This window comes from Streptomyces sp. NPDC001851 (genome assembly GCF_040297165.1).
In the GTDB taxonomy this organism is placed as follows: domain Bacteria; phylum Actinomycetota; class Actinomycetes; order Streptomycetales; family Streptomycetaceae; genus Streptomyces.
Window position 1 is genome coordinate 1 of record NZ_JBEOYR010000011.1, and the last position, 17,678, is coordinate 17,678.

Genomic DNA, 17,678 nt, shown 5'->3' on the forward strand with positions numbered 1-17,678 from the left:
CTCGTCCTTTCTCCCCCAGCCCGCGGCTCTGGGGGGGGGGGGTGGGCCGGCTTGGGGGGGGCTATTTCTTTGGGGGGGGGGCCGGGGGGCGGGGGGGGGGGGGGGGGCCCCCCCCCGCGCCCCCGGACTGGCTGCCCGTCGGGTCAGCCTTACACCGCCGGCACGCAGCGGCCGTCCTCCGTGCGGTACGTCCACTTCGCGCCCTCGGTCACCAGTTCCCGTACCGCCGTCACGAAACGCTCCACGTGTTCGTCGGGGGTGCCCGCGCCGAAGCTGACGCGGATGGCGTTGAGGGACTTTTCACCCGGGGCAGCCTCGGGGGCGCCGCATTCGCCCTGGGTCTGGGGGTCGCTGCCGAGGAGGGTGCGGACCAGGGGGTGGGCGCAGAAGAGGCCGTCGCGGACGCCGATGCCGTACTCGGCGGAGAGCGCCGCGGCGAAGTGGGAGCTGTTCCAGCCCTCGACGACGAAGGAGATGACGCCGACGCGCGGGGCGTCGTCGCCGAAGAGGGACAGCACCTTCACCTGCGGGACCTCGGCGAGGCCCGCGCGGACCCCGGCGATCAGGTGCTGCTCGCGGGCGACCAGGGTGTCCCAGCCGGCCTCGGTGAGCGCCTTGCACGCCGAGGCGATGGAGTAGGCGCCGATCACATTGGGCGACCCCGCTTCGTGCCGCGCGGCGCTCTCGTGCCACTCCACGTCCACACCGCCGTCCTGACGCCGGGTCACCTTGCGGCTGGCGCCGCCGCCCGCGAGGTACGGCTCGGCCGCGCGCAGCCAGTCGGCGCGGCCGGCCAGGACACCCGAGCCGAACGGGGCGTACAGCTTGTGGCCGGAGAAAGCGACCCAGTCGACGTCCAGGTCACGGACGGACACGGGGTGGTGGGGGGCCAGCTGGGCGGCGTCCAGGACGATCCGGGCGCCGTGCGCGTGCGCCGCCGCCGCCAGTTCGCGCACCGGCCACAGTTCGCCGGTGACGTTGGAGGCGCCGGTGACGCAGACCAGGGCCGGGCCGTACGGGTCGCGGTCGGCGAGGGCGCGCTCCAGGGTCTGGACGGCCTGCTGCGGGCTGCGCGGGGCGTTGAGGTAGGTGACCTTCGCGTCCTGCCAGGGCAGCAGGGAGGCATGGTGCTCGGTCTCGAAGACGAAGACCTGGCAGTCGGCGGGGAGGGCGCGGGCGAGGAGGTTCAGGGAGTCCGTGGTCGAACGGGTGAAGACCAGCTGGTCGTCGGGGCGGCAGTCCAGGAACTCGGCGACCGTCTTCCGGGCGTTCTCGAACAGGTCGGTGGACAGCTGGGACAGGTAGCCGGCGCCGCGGTGGACGCTGCCGTAGTACGGCGCGTAGGCCGCCACGTCGTCCCAGACGCGCTGCAGGGCGGGCGCGCTGGCCGCGTAGTCGAGGGCGGCGTAGGTGACCTCGCCGCCGGTGACGAGCGGGACGGTGACATCCCGGCCCAGAACCGGCAGAGGGGCACAAACGGACTGGTCGGCGGCAGCGGTGAAGACGGACATGGGTGACTCCCGTGAGGACATACGCCCCGAGGGCGCAGGAAGAAGAGAAGAAGGGTGTGCGGAGGCGGGGCTCTGCGGCCCTATCGCATTCGCTTGCTCACGGAAGGCTCCTCGACGACCAGGACCCCTGGCTCATACGAGGGGTCCGCGCTTGCCGTGGACCTCGCTGCCCACGGCCTGGTCCTCACCCGGGGCACCCCGCCACGGACGGAGGGTTGCCGGACAGTCGGCCGGGGCCTCATGACTGTCACTCATGACCTGGTACAGGAACGTACGTGAAACGATCGTCGTCCCGCAACCCGCGTCCGGATCGCGGGACGAGCGCCGGTGGACGCTACGCGTTGCTGGCCGCCACCCAGCGGTCCAGCGTCCGCTTCGCCGCACCGGAGTCGATCGACTCCGCCGCCCGGTCCATCCCGGCCCGCAGCTGCTCGGTCAGCGGCGCGTCCGCCGGCCGCAGCGCGACGAGCGCCGCCGCCGAGTTCAGCAGCACCGCGTCCCGTACGGGCCCGGTCTCGCCGTCGAGCAGACGGCGGGCGACCTCCGCGTTGTACGACGCGTCCGCGCCGCGCAGGGCCTCCACGGGGACGAGATCGAGGCCGACGTCCCGCGGGTCGAAGGACTCCTCGGCGACCTTGCCGTCCCGGACCACCCACACCCGCGAGGTGGCGGTGGTGGTCAGCTCGTCCAGGCCGTCGTCGCCGCGGAAGACCAGGGAGGAGTTGCCGCGCTCGGCGAGGACACCGGCCACGATGGGCGCCATCCGGAGATCCGCCACCCCGACGGCCTGGGACCGCACCTTCGCCGGGTTGGTCAGCGGGCCGAGCACGTTGAAGGTCGTGCGGATGCCCAACTGGCCGCGGGCCGCGGCCACATGGCGCAGCGCCGGGTGGAACTTCACCGCGAAGCAGAAGGTGATCCCGGCCTCTTCGGCGACCTGCGGGACCCGCTCCAGCGGCAGGTTCAGGTTGACGCCCAGCTTCTCCAGGACGTCCGAGGCACCCGATGCGGAGGACGCGGCCCGGTTGCCGTGCTTGACGACCTTCGCCCCGGTGCCGGCGACGACGATCGACGACATCGTGGAGATGTTCACCGTCTTGGCACCGTCACCGCCCGTGCCGACGATGTCCACGGTCTGCCCCGGCACCTCGATCACGTTGGCGTGCGCGTACATCGCGCGCACGAGCCCGCTGATCTCCTCCACCGTCTCGCCCTTGGCACGCAGCGCCACGGCGAATCCCGCGATCTGCGCGTCCGTCGCCTCCCCGCGCATGATCCGGTCCATGGCCCATGCCGTGGCGTCCGCACTCTGGTCGCGGCCCTCCAGCAGGGCGTTCAGTACCTCGGGCCAGGAACGGCCCGCCGCGGTGTCGCCTCCAGCGGGGGTCACAGCGCTCATAGCCGCTCCTGGTGTCGTAAGAACCGTTCCGATCCCACCCTATCCAGCCCCGGACAGGGCGAAGGGCCCCGTCCGCAACCCGGACGGGGCCCTTCAGCGTGGCGTGGCGACGCGGGGATCAGTGGTGGCCGTGGCCGCTCACGATCTCCTTGTACTCCTCGACGGTCGGCTTCGGGATCTGGTTGTCCTCGCCGTAGTAGGCGTGGGACAGCTTCGCCCGGAGCCTCTCCGAGGCCTTGACCTTGCGCTCGACACCGTTCTCGTCGACCGTCGGGCCGATCTCGGCCGGCTCGTACTGGTGGTGGGCCGTGAGGGTGTGCAGCTGCTCCTGGCTGAGCGGCTCGTGCACCTCGATGAACTCACCGTGCGGCAGGCGCTTGATGATGCCGGTCTCGCGGCCGTGCAGCACCTTGTCGCGGTCCCGGCGCTGCAGGCCGAGGCAGATCCGCTTGGTGGCGATGAACGCGACGACCGGTCCGACGAAGAAGCCGATCCGGACGAACCAGGTGACGGCGTTGATCGACAGGTGGAAGTGGGTGGCCCACAGGTCGTTGCCACCGCCGACCAGGCCGATCATGTAGACCGTCACCCAGGCGACACCGAACGCGGTGCGGGTCGGGGCGTTGCGCGGGCGGTCCAGGATGTGGTGCTCGCGCTTGTCGCCGGTGATCCAGGACTCGATGAACGGGTAGACCGCGATCGCCGCCAGGACGAGACCGAAGAGCACCAGCGGGATGAACACACCCAGGACGAGCGTGTGACCCCAGAGGTTGATCTCCCAGCCCGGCATGTAGCGGACCAGACCCTCGGCGAAGCCCATGTACCAGTCGGGCTGGGCGCCGGTGGACACCTGGTCCGGACGGTAGGGACCCATGGCCCAGATCGGGTTGATCTGGGCGACCGCCGCGATGGCCGCGATGACACCGAAGACCAGGAAGAAGAAGCCTCCCGCCTTGGCCATGTAGACCGGCAGCAGCGGCATGCCGACGACGTTCTTCTCGCTCTTTCCGGGACCCGCGAACTGCGTGTGCTTGTGGTAGAAGACCAGGATCAGGTGCGCCACCATCAGGCCGAGCATGATGCCCGGCAGCAGCAGGATGTGGATCGAGTAGAACCGGGCGACGAAGTCGTGGCCGGGGAACTCGCCGCCGAAGAGGAACATCGAGATGTACGTGCCGACGATCGGCATCGACAGGATCGCGCCCTCGGTGAAGCGCACACCGGTGCCGGAGAGCAGGTCGTCCGGGAGCGAGTAACCGGTGAAGCCGGTGAACATGCCGAGGACGAACAGCAGGAAGCCGAACAGCCAGTTGATCTCACGCGGCTTGCGGAACGCGCCGGTGAAGAACACGCGCATCATGTGCACGAACATGCCGGCGAGGAAGATCAGCGCGGCCCAGTGGTGGATCTGCCGGACGAGCAGACCACCGCGCACGTCGAAGGAGATGTGCAGGGTCGAGTTGAACGCCTCGGACATCAGCTGTCCCTGGAGCGGGACATAGCTGCCGTGGTACTCCACCTCGTTCATCGACGGGTGGAAGAACAGCGTCAGATAGACACCCGTCAGGATGATGATGATGAAGCTGTACATGCACACTTCGCCCAACATGAACGACCAGTGGTCGGGGAAGATCTTGCGCATGTTGGCCTTGGCCAGGGAGTAGATCCCGAGCCGGCCGTCGGCCCAGTCGGCGATCCGCTCGCCGGCCGGGGCCTTCCCGCGAGAGCGGGGTGCGTCGTTCGATGCAGTACTCATCCGCGCTCCCAGAATGCAGGACCGACGGGCTCCTCGAAGTCGCCGAGCGCCTGGAGGTAACCCTCACTGTCCACGCCGATACGCAGCTGCGGCAGGGCGTGGCCGGCGGGGCCGAAGATCACTCGGGCACCGTCGGAGAGGTCGAAGGTGGACTGGTGGCACGGGCACAGCACGTGGTGCGTCTGCTGCTCGTACAGCGAGATCGGGCAGCCGACGTGGGTGCAGATCTTGGAGAAGGCGACGATGCCTTCGTGCGACCAGTCGAGCTCGCGCTTGTCCTTGATGTTGCCCGGCTGCAGCCGGACGATCATCAGGGCCGCCTTGGCGATCTCGTTCTGGAAGTCCTCGTCGGTCTCCTCCAGGCCGTCGGGCTTGGCGAAGGTGAGGGAGCCGACGGCGACGTCCTCGGGGCGCAGCGGCTGGTTGGTGTTCATGTTGATCAGGCGCTTGCCCTTGGCCCACAGGGTGTGCCGGAGCATGGTGCCGGGCTTCGGGCCCAGGCCGCCGAGCAGCATGACGGCGGAGAGCGGCATCAGGGCCATCGCGCCGAACATGGTGTTGCGGATCAGCTTGCGGCGGCCGAGCGCCGACTCCTTGGCACCCTGGCGGAAGTCCGCGTGGACCTTCGCGCGGACCTCGGGCGAGGCCTCGATCGGGTGACGGTCGTCGGCGACCTCGACGTCGGACATCAGGGTGCGGGCCCAGTGGACCGCGCCCGCGCCGATGCAGAACAGCGCCGCGCCGAGGGTCAGCCCCAGCGCGAAGTTCAGCGCGTTGATGTGCCCGATCGGGAAGACGAAGACCGCCTTGTCGTGCGGAATCGCGAAGTACGAGGCGATGAAGCCGATGGTGGCCAGCATCGACACCGTGAACAGCAGGGCCACCATGCGCTCGGACCGCCTGGCGGCCCGCTCGTCGATGTCCTGGATCCGGTGCTCGTGAGGCGGCAGCCCCGGGTCGGCGAACGGGTTCTCCTCGTCCGCGATCGATACCGCGCCGTGCGCGCCCTTGTGGGCGTCCTGCTCAGCGGGCAGGTTCTCTTCTGGAATGTCTTGGCTACTCATGACTTCTTGGCCTTTGCGGTCCGAGCGGCGACCCAGACGGCGACCACGATCAGCGCACCGAGGCCGAAGATCCAGGCGAACAGACCCTCACTGACCGGCCCGAGGCCGCCCAGCTCCAGACCGCCCGGGTTCTCCGTCTCTTCGCCGTTGACCGCGTTCAGGTACGCGATGATGTCCTTCTTGTTCTTCTCCGACATCGTGGTGTCGGGGAAGGACGGCATGTTCTGCGGGCCCGTCTGCATGGCCTCGTAGATGTGCTTCGGAGCGACACCCTCCAGGCTCGGCGCGAACTTGCCCTTGGTCAGGGCGCCGCCCTTGCCGGTGAAGTTGTGGCACTGCGCGCAGTTGGTGCGGAACAGCTCGCCGCCCTTGGCGATGTCCGCGCCGCCCGGGCCGTACTGCTCCTTGGTGGGCACGCTCGGGCCGGCGCCCAGCGAGGCGATGTACGCGGCGAGCTGGTCGATCTGCGTCTGGTTGTAGACGACCTTCTTGCGCGGGACCTGGGCGCCCTGCGAGGTGGCCGCGGGCATACGGCCGGTGCCGACCTGGAAGTCCACGGCCGCGGCGCCCACGCCGACCAGGCTGGGTCCGTCGGAGGAGCCCTGGCCACCGGTGCCGTGGCAGCTGGCGCAGCCGACCTCGTAGAGCTTCTTGCCCTCCTTGATGGTCAGGGACTGGGCGGAATCATCGGCCTGCGCCTTGCCCGCGGGCGCGAACGCGGCGTACAGCCCCCCAGTGGCCGCCAGCGCGAGGAGTAGGACGACGACCGCCGCCAGCGGATGGCGTCGTCGTACGGAGAGCTTTTTCACGGATTACCCCGGTGTCAGGATCTTCTGCGTCGGTGCTTCTGGATGTGCGGGAGCGGTCCCGCTACTTGATCAGGTAGATCGTGGCGAAGAGGCCGATCCAGACCACATCGACGAAGTGCCAGTAGTAGGACACGACGATGGCAGCGGTCGCCTGCTCGTGGGTGAACCTCTTGGCCATGTACGTGCGGCCGAGGACCAGCAGGAAGGCGATGAGGCCGCCCGTCACGTGCAGGCCGTGGAAGCCGGTGGTCAGGTAGAACACCGAGCCGTACGGGTCGGAGGAGAGCGAGATGCCCTCGTCCTTCACCAGGCTCGTGTACTCGTAGATCTGACCGCCGATGAAGATCGCACCCATGATGAAGGTGAGGATGAACCAGCCACGGAGCTTCTTCACATCGCCGCGCTCGGCCGCGAACACGCCGAGCTGGCAGGTGAGGGAGGAGAGCACCAGGATCGTGGTGTTCGTCGCGGAGAAGGGCACGTTCAGCGCGTGCGCCATCTCCTTCCAGTGAGCCGGTCCGGTCACCGACCGGAGGGTGAAGTACATCGCGAAGAGGGCCGCGAAGAACATCAGCTCGGAACTCAGCCAGATGATGGTTCCGACGCTGGTGAGGTTCGGCCGGTTGACCGACGGGTGCGCGTGCCCGGTTTCTACTGTCGTTGCTGTCGCCACGACCGACATTATGTCGGTCGCTTATCCCGCCCTCACTCCGGGGGGTGCCGTTCGGAGTGTTGCCCCCCGCCGGACCCGTGTTGACGTGGTGTTCACGGGGACTTCGACGGGAGTAAGCTCCGCCCCGAACGGCCCTGTCCGTCCGTCCGTACGACGCTGACGTCCCGGAGGAACCATGCAGCCGACCGCCACGGTGCTGGTCTACAGCGACGACTCCACCACCCGCGAGCAAGTACGGCTGGCCTCCGGCCGCAGGCCGGCTCCTGACGTTCCCCTTGTCGAGTTCGTGGAGTGCGCGACACCCGACGCGGTGCTGCGCGAGCTGGACCGGGGCGGCATCGATGTGTGCGTCCTGGACGGCGAGGCCGTGCCGATGGGGGGCATGGGGGTGTGCCGGCAGATCAAGGACGAGGTCTTCAACTGCCCGCCGGTGCTGCTGCTGATGGGGCGGCCGCAGGACGCGTGGCTGGCCACGTGGAGCAGGGCGGACGCGGCGGTGACCCTGCCGGTGGATCCGGTGGAGTTCGCGTCGGCGTTGGCTGCGCTGCTTCGGCAGAAGAGGCTGCTGAGCGCCTAGGAGCCCGGGGCGCGCGGTCCGTGTGCGGCTGCCGGTTCGTCGTGGCCTGTCGCGCCCACGCGGCGGTGGCCGCATACCGAACGCGGCCCCGCGCCCCTTCACTACAGCGCCGTCGGCTTGAGGCGTACCGTGTCCGCCGGGGTCGGGCCGTCGGGCTTGCCGGTGTTCAGGGCCGAGCCCGTGAGCCACTTCTTCCAGTCGACGTTCCAGTCGCCGAAGCCGTTGCCGAACGGTTCCATCGGGTCGCCGTTGGAGTTGACGACCCTGACGATGTCGCCCTCGTGGATGTGGTCGAAAAACCACTCGGCGTTGCCGGTGCTCATCCCCGTGCAGCCGTGGCTGACGTTGGCGTAGCCCTGTGAGCCCACGGACCAGGGTGCGGCGTGGACGTACTCGCCCGACCAGGTGACCCGGGTGGCGTAGTAGACCGGCAGGTCGTACGAGTCGGAACTGCCCTCGGCGATACCGACGGTGACACCGCGCATCCGTACGAAGTACTGCTTCTCCAGGACGACCTTGACACCGTTGCGGGTCTCGTAGCCGGGTTTGCCGGTGGTGACGGGCACCTGGTTGATCACCTTGCCGTTCTCGAAGAACGTCAGCTGGTGCGCCGAGGCGTCCGTGACGGCCTCGATCCTCTCCCCCGTGGTGATCCTCAGCGGCTTGGACCTGCCGCCCCACAGCCGGTCGCTGATCCGGACGCCGTCCAGGTTGCTGTGCACCTGGATGACGGCATGGGTGGGCCAGTACTCCTTGGGGCGGTAGTGGAGCTCCTTGTTGCTCACCCAGTACCAGGAACCCGGCACGGCCGGCGTGGAGTCCACCCGCAGGGCGCGCTCCACGACGGCCCGCTGCGCCTTGTCCCTGACCTCCTGGTCGAGTTGGGCGGTGATGGGCTGCCCCACGCCGTACTGGCCCGCGTCCGGCCCGAAGGTGACGTTCAGGCGCTTCTTGCCGCTGGGCTTGCTGGTGTCGAACGTGTAGACCTTGCGGCCCGGCGCGCCGTCGTCGTCCTCGGTGCTCACGGTGACCGTGTAGTGGGCGTTGGCGGCCAGCGGGGAGGTGCTGTGCCAGCGACTGCCGTCGGCGGTGAGTTCGCCCGTCACATAGCGGCCTGTGGAGTCCTGGGCGGTGACGTCGGTGATGCGCCCCTCGTCGTCCACCGTGACCTCAAGGGGCTTGTCGGGGTCGGCCCGCTTGCCCGCGTCGGCGGGGCCGTTGAAGGAGATCAGGTCCGCCGCGTCGTACGGCTTGGCCGACAGCGGGTTGCCATCCGAACCGCAGGCGATGAAGCCCGCGCCGAGGACGGTCACCAGCAAGGCGCAGCTGACGACGGTGCGGGTCCGCGGAATGTGGTTCATATGATCACGCTATGAGACGCCGACCCCACTGGCGCGGCAGGTAATCCGTACGAGTCATCGACACTACGGCAGACGCCGGAAGCCCGGACCCTCCTGATGGAGTGTCCGGGCTTCCGGCGTGCGCTCTCGTGTGCTACTGGGTGCGGTTCTCACCGTGGTAGTACTCGAACACCCAGCCGAACAGGCCGATCACGATGAACGGGGCCGAGAAGTAGATCAGCCACCAGCCGACCGCGATGCTGAGGAAGGCGATCGCACCGCCGAAGCCCAGCATGAGCGGCTGCCAGCTGTGCGGGCTGAAGAAGCCCAGCTCGCCCGCGTCGTCCGCGACATCGGCCTCCTTGTCGTCCTGGGCGCCCGCGTCGACCCGCCGGGCGGTGAAGCCCAGGTAGAAGCCGATCATGACGCTCAGGCCGAAGGCCAGGAAGAGTGCGGTGGTGCCGGCCGGCTCCTTCGACCACACGCCATACACGATGGCCATGATCAGAATGAAGACGCTCAGCCAGATGAACATCCGACCCTGGATCTTCACTTGCCGGCCTCCTTGCTGCCCGCGATGGCGGTGCCGTGACCGGCGTGCTCAAGCTGCTCAAGCGCGGCGATCTCAGGGTGGTGCAGGTCGAACGCCGGGGATTCGCTGCGGATCCGCGGCAGGGTGACGAAGTTGTGCCGGGGGGGCGGGCAGGACGTCGCCCACTCCAGCGAACGGCCGTAGCCCCACGGGTCGTCGACGTTCACCGGCTTGCCGTACTTGGCCGTCTTCCAGACGTTGTAGAGGAACGGCAGGATCGACAGGCCGAGCAGGAACGAGCTGATCGTCGAGATCGTGTTCAGGGTGGTGAAGCCGTCGGCCGCCAGGTAGTCGGCGTAGCGGCGCGGCATGCCCTCGGCGCCCAGCCAGTGCTGGACCAGGAAGGTGCCGTGGAAGCCGATGAACAGCGTCCAGAAGGTGATCTTGCCGAGCCGCTCGTCCAGCATCTTGCCGGTCATCTTCGGCCACCAGAAGTGGAAGCCGGAGAACATCGCGAAGACGACCGTGCCGAAGACCACGTAGTGGAAGTGCGCCACCACGAAGTACGAGTCGGAGACGTGGAAGTCCATCGGCGGCGAGGCCAGGATGACACCGGTCAGACCACCGAAGGTGAAGGTGATCAGGAAGCCGACCGCCCAGAGCATCGGCGTCTCGAAGGACAGCGAGCCCTTCCACATGGTGCCGATCCAGTTGAAGAACTTCACCCCGGTCGGCACGGCGATCAGGAACGTCATGAAGGAGAAGAACGGCAGCAGCACACCACCGGTGACGTACATGTGGTGGGCCCACACGGTCACGGACAGACCGGCGATCGCGATGGTCGCGGCGATCAGACCCATGTAGCCGAACATCGGCTTGCGGGAGAACACCGGGATGACCTCGGAGATGATGCCGAAGAACGGCAGCGCGATGATGTACACCTCTGGGTGGCCGAAGAACCAGAAGAGGTGTTGCCAGAGCAGGGCTCCGCCATTGGCCGCGTCGAAGACATGGGCACCGAACTTGCGGTCCGCCTCCAGGGCGAACAGCGCGGCCGCCAGGACCGGGAAGGCGAGCAGGACCAGCACGGCGGTCAGCAGCACGTTCCACACGAAGATCGGCATGCGGAACATGGTCATGCCCGGGGCACGCATGCAGATGATCGTGGTGATGAAGTTGACCGCGCCGAGGATGGTGCCGAAGCCGGAGAAGGCCAGACCCATGATCCACATGTCGGCGCCGACGCCCGGGCTGCGGACCGCGTCCGACAGCGGGGAGTAGGCGAACCAGCCGAAGTCGGCCGCACCCTCCGGGGTGAGGAAGCCGCCCACCGCGATGGTCGAGCCGAACAGGTACAGCCAGTAGGCGAACATGTTCAGCCGCGGGAACGCCACGTCCGGCGCGCCGATCTGCAGCGGCATGATCCAGTTCGTGAAGCCGGCGAACAGCGGCGTCGCGAACATCAGCAGCATGATCGTGCCGTGCATCGTGAACGCCTGGTTGAACTGCTCGTTCGACATGATCTGCAGGCCCGGCCGGGCCAGCTCGGCGCGCATCAGCAGCGCCATCACGCCGCCGATCAGGAAGAACGCGAACGACGTGACCAGATAGAGCGTGCCGATCGTCTTGTGGTCGGTGGTCGTCAGCCACTTCACCACGAGATTGCCGGGCTGCTTGCGCCTGACCGGCAGCTCGTCCGCGTACGCGCCTTCAGCTGCCGCGGCACCCTGGGGTTCGTTGAGGATGCTCACAGGTTGTTCGTCTCCCGGTTCTTCTCGTGGCTCGTCTGCGCGATGCCGGCGGGAATGTAACCGGTCTGCCCCTTCTTGGCGAGGTCCTTGAGGTGCTGCTCGTATGCCGCCGGGGAGACGACCTTCACGTTGAACAGCATCCGGGAGTGGTCGACGCCGCAGAGCTCGGCACACTTGCCGAGGAAGGTGCCCTCGTGGTTGGGGGTCACCTGGAAGGCATTGGTGTGGCCCGGGATGACGTCCTGCTTCATCAGGAACGGCACCACCCAGAAGGAGTGGATGACGTCACGAGAGGTCAGGACGAAGCGGACCGTCTTGCCCTTGGGGAGCCAGAGCGTCGGACCGGGGTTGTTCGTGTCCGGGTTCCGCGTGCCCGGGGTACCGACGTCGTAGACACCGCCGGCGTTCGCCGGGAAGTCCTTCTTGAACCGGTCCGGAATGGCGTCCAGGTTCTTGTCGGTCTTGGCGTCGCCGGAGACACCCGGGACGTTCTCGACGTAGTTGAAGCCCCAGCTCCACTGGAAGCCGACCACGTTGACCGTGACGTCGGGCTTCTTGGAGAGGTCCAGGAGCTTGGACTCGTCCCGGGCCGTGAAGTAGAAGAGCACCGAGATGATGATGATCGGGACCACCGTGTACAGGGCCTCGATCGGCATGTTGTACCGGGTCTGCGGAGGTACCTCGACCTTGGTGCGGCTGCGCCGGTGGAACATGGCGCTCCACAGGATCAGGCCCCACACCAGCACGCCGACGGCGAGCGCGGCAGCCCAGGAGCCCTGCCACAGCGTGAGGATCCGCGGAGCCTCATCCGTGGTCGGGGTGGGCATGCCAAGGCGGGGGAAGTCCTTGTATGTGCAACCGGTTGCGGTCGCCAGGACCAGGCCCGCGGTCAGTGCCTGCAGCAGCTTCCGCCGCATCGGGCGCCGCGGCGAGCGGTCGGAGCCGTTGGGACTCACGTAGCGCCTTCCCGAGAGTCTCGCCCGCGCGGTCGGCTGCGGCCTTCTCGCTGGTCGGTCGCCGCCCTGCGTCGGGCAGGGGTTTGGATGTTTATGCGGACCAAACCCTAGCCCACCCTCTCCGAGGGTTCGCGGGGAGGGGTGCCTACTAACTCGGGTGGTTCGCTTGATTGGCGGCTGCGGGTGTGTTGTGGCTGGTCGCGCCCCGCGGCGGAGCCGCTGATGTCATGGCCTCGCGCCCCTTTGGGGCGCTGCCCCGACCGGCGGTCTAGCGTTGCCGTATGGCCTACTTTGACGCTGCTTCCGCCGCTCCTCTCCATCCCGTGGCCCGTCAGGCCTTGTTGGCCTCTCTGGATGAGGGATGGGCGGATCCGGCCCGGCTCCACCGGGAGGGGCGCAAGGCCCGGATGCTGCTGGACGCGGCGCGGGAGGCGGCTGCCGAAGCCGTCGGCTGCCGGGCCGACGAGGTGGTGTTCACCTCGTCCGGGACCAGAGCCGTACACAGAGGTGTGGCGGGGGCGTTGGCCGGGCGGCGGCGGGTGGGACGCCACCTGATCGTGTCGGCCGTCGAACACTCCTCGGTACTCCATTCGGCGGAGGCGTTCGAGGCGGACGGGGGGACGGTGACCCGGGTGCCGGTGACCCGCGCGGGTGCCGTGGACCCGTCGGACTACGAGGCTGCCCTGCGGCCGGACACCGCGCTGGCGTGTCTGCAGTCGGCCAACCACGAAGTCGGCACCGTGCAGCCGGTGGGTGAGGTGGCCGAGGCGTGCCGGGCGGCCGGGGTGCCGCTGCTGGTGGACGCGGCGCAGTCGCTGGGGTGGGGGCCGGTCGGGGGTGACTGGTCACTGCTCGCGGCCAGTGCGCGCAAATGGGGCGGACCGTCCGGGGTCGGGCTGCTCGTCGTACGCAAGGGGGTGCGGTTCGCCGCACAAGGGCCCGGCGACGAGCGGGAGTCCGGGTCCGGGGACATCCCGGCGATCGTGGCGGCCGTGGCCTCCCTGCGGGCGGTACGGGCCCAGGCGGCCCAGGAGGCGGTACGGCTGCGGGAGCTGACGGAGCGGATCCGGGCGCGGGTGCCGCGGGTCGTGCCGGATGTGGAGGTCGTCGGGGACGCCGAGCGGCGGCTGCCCGGCATCGTCACCTTCTCCTGTCTCTACGTCGACGGCGAGGCGCTGCTGCACGAGCTGGACCGGGAGGACTTCTCGGTCTCCTCCGGTTCGTCCTGCACCAGCAGCACCCTGACGCCCAGCCATGTGCTGAAGGCGATGGGTGTGCTCAGCGAGGGGAACGTGAGGGTGTCCCTGCCGATGGGGGCGGCCGAGGAGGACGTGGAGCGGTTCCTGACGGTGCTGCCGGGGGCCGTGGCGGGCGTCAGGGAGAAGCTCGGCGCACCGGCCCCCGAGACGGCCGTACAGGCCGAGGCGCTGGTCGTCGACTCCCTCGGCAAGCGCTGCCCGATCCCGGTCATCGAACTGGCCAAGGTGTTCGGAAAGGTACCGGTCGGGGGGACCGTACGGGTCCTCTCCGACGACGAGGCGGCCCGCCTGGACATCCCGGCGTGGTGCGAGATGCGGGGGCAGGAGTACGTCGGCGAGGAGCCGGCGGACCGGGGAACGGCGTACACGGTCCGCCGGGTCAGCTGACCGGCGCGGGGCTCAGCGCAGGTGGGCCTGGACCTCCTGCGCGGCCTCGTCCCCGTACGCCTTGGTGAACCGCTCCATGAAGTGCCCGCGCAGCAGCCGGTACTCCTGCGTTCCCACCGTCTCGATGACGAGCGTCGCCAGCATGCAGCCGACCTGCGCCGCCCGCTCCAGCGAGACACCCCAGGCCAGTCCCGACAGGAACCCCGCGCGGAAGGCGTCGCCGACACCGGTGGGGTCGGCCTTGCGCTCCTCCTCCGGGCAGCCGACCTCGATGGGGTCCTCGCCGACCCGCTCGATGCGCACGCCCCGCGAACCGAGCGTGGTGACGCGGTGGCCGACCTTGGCCAGGATCTCGGCGTCGGTCCAGCCCGTCTTGGACTCGATGAGGCCCTTCTCGTACTCGTTGGAGAACAGGTACGTCGCGCCGTCCAGCAGTATCCGGATCTCCTCACCCTCCATCCGGGCGATCTGCTGCGAGAAGTCGGCGGCGAAGGGGATCGCGCGGGAGCGGCACTCCTCGGTGTGGCGGAGCATCGCCTCGGGGTCGTCGGCGCCGATGAGGACCAGGTCGAGGCCGCCCACGCGGTCGGCGACGGTCTTCAGCTCGATGAGGCGGGCCTCGCTCATCGCGCCGGTGTAGAAGGAGCCGATCTGGTTGTGGTCGGCGTCCGTGGTGCACACGAAGCGGGCGGTGTGCAGGGTCTCGGAGATCCGGACCGACTCGGTGTCCACACCGTGCCGGTCGAGCCAGGCCCGGTACTCGTCGAAGTCGAAGCCGGCGGCGCCGACCAGGATCGGCCCGGTGCCGAGCTGGCCCATGCCGAAGGCGATGTTGGCGCCGACGCCGCCCCGGCGCACGTCCAGGTTGTCGACCAGGAAGGAGAGCGAGACCGTGTGCAGCTGGTCCGCGACGAACTGGTCGGCGAAACGGCCGGGGAAGGTCATGAGGTGGTCGGTGGCGATGGAGCCGGTGACTGCGATGCGCACGTCGGCATTCTCCTGCGGGAGGCTGGATTGACAGTTCACGCTACCCGGTCGGCCGCCGGGACTGCAGCTGGCGAAACTACCCGATAGTAGATCTTTCTCCGCGGCACGGAGCAGGCCTACGGTGCCGTCATGACGAACCTCGAGTTCCGCTCCGCCGCCCCCGCCGACCAAGAGGGTGACCTCGCAGCGCTGCGCGGTGACTGCGCCCGGATGGCTCCGCACTGGACGGTTCCCGAGCACGCCGAGTCCCGGCCGGTGCCGCCGTCCCTGATCCACGGGGTGGAGGTGCCGGCGCGGTCCGCGCGGCTGCTGGACGCGATGTCGGACTACGGCGACTGACGCGCGGGCGCATTCCGCGGGGAACCGCACGCTCCCCTCGCGCGTCCCATCGCCGTCCCCCAGGCGGGGGACGCGGGATACGACCAGCGAGGAGCGATGCGGTGAACACCGAGCGACCCGAGAACCGCGAGCAACTTGAGGGCTCCGAGCAGTCCGGGAGCGTCGGGGGCGCCGGGAGCCAGGAGGGCTCTGAGGGGCCCGGGGACTCGGGGAAGCCGGAGCCGGCGATCGCGGCGGCGGACGCCGCGGACGACGTTGTCGGCGCTGGTGGTGCTGAGGGCGGCGCTGGTGGCACTGATGGCCCTGGCGGCCCGGAGGAGGGCGGCGCGGACGGCGGGCGTGCCGGGCGGCGGCGGTCGCGGCTCGCCGTCGTCTCCGTCGCCGCCGCCGTGCTGCTGGTCGGCGGCGGTGGCGCCTATCTCGCGGCGGGCAGTGACGCCGGAGGCGGTACGGCCGGCGACGGTGCCCCTCCCCCGCCGCTCGCCCTGGACGGCTGGAGCGGCACGGGCGGTATCGCGCCGGGCGAGCCGGACCCGTACGGGGCGACGTACGTGGCCCGGGGCGAGTTGCCGGCCGGTCCCGCCTCGGCGCCGGTCTACGTACCGAAGGGCGAGGTGGGCAAGGACGCGGTGATCCGGCTGGCCAGGGCGCTCGGTGTCGGCGGCGCCCCGGTGGCCGAGGGCCGGATCTGGCGGGTCGGCGGCAAGGACGGCTCCGGGCCGAGCCTCCAGGTGAACCGGGAGGCGCCGGGCAGCTGGAGCTACAGCCGGTACGCGCCGGGCACCGACGACTGCAGGAAGGGCCCCCTCTGCGCGCACGACCCGATGGGCCCCGTCGGCACCCCGGTGAGCATGGCGAAGGCGACCGAGGCCGCCGCGCCGGTGCTGAAGGCGGCCGGTCTGGACGCCGCGAAGATCGACGCGAGTCAGGTCATGGGCACCCAGCGGGTGGTGAACGCCGATCCGGTGATCGGCGGGCTGCGGACGTACGGCTGGACCACCGGCCTGACCGTGAACCGGCAGGGTGAGCTGGTCGGCGGGCAGGGCCTGCTCGGGGCTCCGGTGAAGGGCGACACCTACCCCGTGCTGAGCGCCGCGAAGACGCTGGAGCTGATGAACGCGGCTCCGAAGGGCGGCCATCGGATGGGGATCGGCGGCTGCACCAGCCCGATGCCGCTGAAGGACCGGCTGGAGCAGCCCTGCCGGGCGTCCACGGGTGTGCCGAAGCAGGGGGCGGACCCGGGCACCGACACGGTCACCGTCGACAAGGCGGTCTTCGGGCTGGCCTCGCACTCCGTCGCCGGGCGGCAGACGCTGGTGCCGTCCTGGCTGTTCGAGGTGCGGGGGCCGGCCGGCGAGGGCGCGTCGACGGTGTCGTACCCGGCGGTCGGTCCGCGGTATCTGGCGTCGGCGGCCACGCCCTCGGCTCCCCCGGCCTCCGGGACGCCGGCACCCGGGACCGTGAAGGTGACCGGCTATCTGGCCGACGACCGGGAGCTGACCGTGAGCTTCTACGGCGGGGTGTGCGCGGACTACAAGGTGGCGGCGAAGGAGAGCGGCGAGCGGGTGACCGTGACGGTGACCGAGCACCGCTGGCCGGACAAGGTGTGCGTCCTGATCGCCAAGGAGTATGTGAAGACCGTGCGGCTGGCCGCGCCACTGGACGGGCGGACGGTGGTCGGTGCCGACGGCAGCCGTATTCCGCAGGGCAAGCCGGGCGCGCTGCATCCGGACGCGCCGGCCGGGTCGCGCTAGCCTCCCGGCGTACGACGAAGGCGGCGGCCCCCATGGTGGGGGTCGCCGCCTTTTTCGGACCGTCGGCTCAGCTGAAGGAGTCGCCGCAGGCGCAGGAGCCGGTCGCGTTCGGGTTGTCGATCGTGAAGCCCTGCTTCTCGATCGTGTCCACGAAGTCGATGGTGGCGCCGCCGAGGTACGGAGCGCTCATGCGGTCCGTGACGACCTTGACCCCGCCGAAGTCCTTCTCCACGTCACCGTCGAGCGAGCGCTCGTCGAAGAAGAGCTGGTAGCGCAGGCCGGAGCAGCCGCCGGGCTGGACGGCGACACGCAGCGCGAGGTCGTCACGGCCTTCCTGGTCGAGCAGGGCCTTGACCTTGGCCGCGGCGGCGTCGGTCAGGATGATGCCGTCGGTGACGGTGGTGGTCTCGTCCGATACGGACATCTACATCTCTCCCGGGTTGTACGGAGACTGCTTGCCGACGAGTGCAACCGGCGCTTCCGCGGATTCATTCCGGGCCGGGCAGTCGCGTTGTCGCGTTTTTCCTTCTGTCTTCATGCTCGCACATGCCCCTGGGCACCGGCAGCGGCCTGTGGAGGGATCA

The 17,678-nt window shown here is 69.4% G+C and carries 16 protein-coding genes and 1 riboswitch; of the genes, 4 read left to right on the plus strand and 12 right to left on the minus strand.

What is annotated here, in order from left to right; translation table 11 throughout:
• Positions 1 to 149 precede the first annotated feature (149 nt).
• From ABT171_RS17665 to ctaE, 6 genes are all read right to left on the minus strand, one after another.
• On the minus strand, positions 150 to 1,511 hold the full coding sequence (locus ABT171_RS17665) for an aminotransferase class V-fold PLP-dependent enzyme (protein ID WP_351244643.1): 1,362 nt from the start codon (positions 1,509 to 1,511) through the stop codon (positions 150 to 152).
• A 142-nt stretch (positions 1,512 to 1,653) separates the two neighbouring features.
• Positions 1,654 to 1,770, minus strand: a riboswitch (SAM riboswitch).
• Between the two features lie 75 nt (positions 1,771 to 1,845).
• The gene (gene trpD, locus ABT171_RS17670) at positions 1,846 to 2,910 is read right to left on the minus strand and encodes an anthranilate phosphoribosyltransferase (RefSeq protein ID WP_351244645.1); all 1,065 of its coding nucleotides are present in this window, start codon (positions 2,908 to 2,910) and stop codon (positions 1,846 to 1,848) included.
• Positions 2,911 to 3,028: 118 nt separating this feature from the next.
• Positions 3,029 to 4,666 carry a cytochrome bc1 complex cytochrome b subunit gene (gene qcrB / locus ABT171_RS17675; protein ID WP_351244647.1) on the minus strand — a complete coding sequence of 546 codons (1,638 nt, stop codon included), beginning with the start codon at positions 4,664 to 4,666 and terminating at the stop codon, positions 3,029 to 3,031.
• Positions 4,663 to 5,730: a cytochrome bc1 complex Rieske iron-sulfur subunit gene (gene qcrA, locus ABT171_RS17680; RefSeq protein WP_351244649.1), complete on the minus strand. Its 1,068-nt coding sequence runs from the start codon at positions 5,728 to 5,730 to the stop codon at positions 4,663 to 4,665. Before qcrA ends, qcrB begins: the two co-directional genes overlap by 4 nt.
• Positions 5,727 to 6,539, minus strand: a complete 813-nt coding sequence (gene qcrC, locus ABT171_RS17685) for a cytochrome bc1 complex diheme cytochrome c subunit (protein WP_351244651.1) — start codon at positions 6,537 to 6,539, stop codon at positions 5,727 to 5,729. Before qcrC ends, qcrA begins: the two co-directional genes overlap by 4 nt.
• Positions 6,540 to 6,600: 61 nt before the next feature.
• Positions 6,601 to 7,221: an aa3-type cytochrome oxidase subunit III gene (gene ctaE, locus ABT171_RS17690; RefSeq protein WP_351244653.1), complete on the minus strand. Its 621-nt coding sequence runs from the start codon at positions 7,219 to 7,221 to the stop codon at positions 6,601 to 6,603.
• A gap of 166 nt (positions 7,222 to 7,387) precedes the next feature.
• On the opposite strand from ctaE, the gene ABT171_RS17695 reads away from it, so the two are divergent.
• On the plus strand, positions 7,388 to 7,789 hold the full coding sequence (locus tag ABT171_RS17695) for a response regulator (RefSeq protein WP_351244655.1): 402 nt from the start codon (positions 7,388 to 7,390) through the stop codon (positions 7,787 to 7,789).
• A 101-nt stretch (positions 7,790 to 7,890) separates the two neighbouring features.
• Here ABT171_RS17695 and ABT171_RS17700 read toward each other — a convergent pair whose 3' ends face one another.
• From ABT171_RS17700 to ctaC, 4 genes are all read right to left on the minus strand, one after another.
• On the minus strand, positions 7,891 to 9,150 hold the full coding sequence (locus tag ABT171_RS17700; protein WP_351244657.1) for a L,D-transpeptidase: 1,260 nt from the start codon (positions 9,148 to 9,150) through the stop codon (positions 7,891 to 7,893).
• Positions 9,151 to 9,283: 133 nt separating this feature from the next.
• Entirely contained in the window at positions 9,284 to 9,682 is a 399-nt protein-coding gene (locus ABT171_RS17705; protein ID WP_031166647.1) for a cytochrome c oxidase subunit 4, read from the minus strand.
• Positions 9,679 to 11,412, minus strand: a complete 1,734-nt coding sequence (gene ctaD / locus ABT171_RS17710; RefSeq protein WP_351244660.1) for an aa3-type cytochrome oxidase subunit I — start codon at positions 11,410 to 11,412, stop codon at positions 9,679 to 9,681. Before ctaD ends, ABT171_RS17705 begins: the two co-directional genes overlap by 4 nt.
• Positions 11,409 to 12,368: an aa3-type cytochrome oxidase subunit II gene (gene ctaC, locus ABT171_RS17715; RefSeq protein WP_351244662.1), complete on the minus strand. Its 960-nt coding sequence runs from the start codon at positions 12,366 to 12,368 to the stop codon at positions 11,409 to 11,411. Before ctaC ends, ctaD begins: the two co-directional genes overlap by 4 nt.
• Before the next feature lie 281 nt (positions 12,369 to 12,649).
• On the opposite strand from ctaC, the gene ABT171_RS17720 reads away from it, so the two are divergent.
• Entirely contained in the window at positions 12,650 to 14,014 is a 1,365-nt protein-coding gene (locus ABT171_RS17720) for a cysteine desulfurase/sulfurtransferase TusA family protein (protein ID WP_351244664.1), read from the plus strand.
• 12 nt (positions 14,015 to 14,026) lie between these two features.
• Here the strand turns inward: ABT171_RS17720 and ABT171_RS17725 are convergent, their stop codons facing one another.
• The gene (locus ABT171_RS17725; RefSeq protein WP_351244666.1) at positions 14,027 to 15,001 is read right to left on the minus strand and encodes a carbohydrate kinase family protein; all 975 of its coding nucleotides are present in this window, start codon (positions 14,999 to 15,001) and stop codon (positions 14,027 to 14,029) included.
• Between the two features lie 129 nt (positions 15,002 to 15,130).
• Here ABT171_RS17725 and ABT171_RS17730 point away from each other — a divergent pair, with 129 nt between their 5' ends.
• Together ABT171_RS17730 and ABT171_RS17735 are read left to right on the plus strand one after the other, a co-directional pair.
• Complete coding sequence (locus ABT171_RS17730) at positions 15,131 to 15,340, plus strand: hypothetical protein (RefSeq protein WP_351244668.1); 210 nt, start codon at positions 15,131 to 15,133, stop codon at positions 15,338 to 15,340.
• A 101-nt stretch (positions 15,341 to 15,441) separates the two neighbouring features.
• Positions 15,442 to 17,094, plus strand: coding sequence for a hypothetical protein (locus ABT171_RS17735; RefSeq protein ID WP_351244670.1), 1,653 nt, complete (start codon positions 15,442 to 15,444; stop codon positions 17,092 to 17,094).
• A gap of 67 nt (positions 17,095 to 17,161) precedes the next feature.
• Here ABT171_RS17735 and ABT171_RS17740 read toward each other — a convergent pair whose 3' ends face one another.
• Positions 17,162 to 17,518 (minus strand): iron-sulfur cluster assembly accessory protein, encoded by a 357-nt coding sequence (locus ABT171_RS17740; RefSeq protein ID WP_028422454.1) that lies wholly within the window; start codon positions 17,516 to 17,518, stop codon positions 17,162 to 17,164.
• Positions 17,519 to 17,678 lie beyond the last annotated feature (160 nt).